The organism is Chloroflexaceae bacterium (assembly GCA_025057155.1).
Classification (GTDB): Bacteria; Chloroflexota; Chloroflexia; order Chloroflexales; family Chloroflexaceae; genus JACAEO01.
Genome location: JANWYD010000141.1, coordinates 1 through 283 on the forward strand (window position 1 = coordinate 1; position 283 = coordinate 283).

The window sequence follows — 283 nt, forward strand, 5'->3', positions numbered from 1 at the left end:
GATCGAAATCCCGCCGAGGTTCGCCGGGAGGCCGCCGGTACACCCCTCGCCCCCCACCCAGGCCCTCCCCCTGTTGAGTAGGGTCTGGGTAGGGGCACAGGGCCTTGCCGAGGACGTGCGCTACTACGGGCAGTGGATGCGCGACGAGGCCGAGAAGCGCATCGGCCACCTCTACCCGAAGATCGAAATCACCCGCGAGATGGTGGAAGACCCCCTCAACCCGCGGCCTGACCTGAAGCCCTACGTGGGCCGCAAGCTCACCGTCATCGCCTGGCTGTGGGCG

The 283-nt window shown here is 68.2% G+C and carries 1 protein-coding gene; it reads left to right on the forward strand.

What is annotated here, in order from left to right:
- Window positions 1-73: 73 nt before the first annotated feature.
- Window positions 74-283: hypothetical protein (locus NZU74_20700; GenBank protein MCS6883744.1), on the forward strand; the 210-nt coding region annotated here is incomplete at its 3' end.